Origin of the sequence: Delftia sp. UME58 (assembly GCF_014170385.1) — a bacterium.
GTDB lineage: Bacteria > Pseudomonadota > Gammaproteobacteria > Burkholderiales > Burkholderiaceae_C > Comamonas > Comamonas acidovorans.
This window is the reverse complement of record NZ_LZZV01000001.1, coordinates 1-624: the sequence shown is the minus strand read 5'-3', so window position 1 is coordinate 624 and position 624 is coordinate 1. Positions and strand designations below refer to the sequence as shown.

The window sequence follows — 624 nt, the reverse complement described above, 5'->3', positions numbered from 1 at the left end:
GCGGTGGCAGTGTCCGACTTTTCACTGGAAATCGCCGAAGGCGAACTGGTGACGTTCCTGGGCCCCAGCGGCTGCGGCAAGACGACCACGCTGCGCATGATCGCCGGCTTCATCACGCCTACCGCGGGCCGCATCCGCATCGGCGACACCGACGTGACCCGGTTGCCCGTGCACAAGCGCGATACCGGCATGGTGTTCCAGCGCTACGCGCTGTTCCCGCACATGACGGTGGCCGAGAACGTGGCGTTCGGGCTGGAAATGCACAAGGTGCCCAAGGCCGAACGCGACGCCAAGATCCGCCGGGTGCTGGACATGGTGCGCATGACCGAACTGCGCGACCGCTACCCGCGCCAGTTGTCCGGCGGCCAGCAGCAGCGGGTGGCGATCGCCCGCGCGCTGGCCATCGAGCCCAAGGTGTTCCTGCTGGACGAGCCGTTGTCGAACCTGGACGCCAAGCTGCGGCTGGAAGTGCGCGAAGAGATCCGCTCGCTGCAGCAGCGCCTGGGCCTGACCACCGTGTTCGTCACGCATGATCAGGAAGAGGCGTTGGCGATCGCCGACCGCATGGCCATCATGCACGACGGTATCGTGCAGCAGGTGGGCGCGCCCGACACGCTGTACGAG

Annotated in this window: 1 protein-coding gene; it reads left to right on the top strand. The window is 67.0% G+C overall.

Annotated elements, in window-relative coordinates; all coding sequences use genetic code 11:
- Window positions 1-624: ABC transporter ATP-binding protein (locus A9976_RS00005; protein ID WP_220808429.1), on the top strand; the 624-nt coding region annotated here is incomplete at both ends.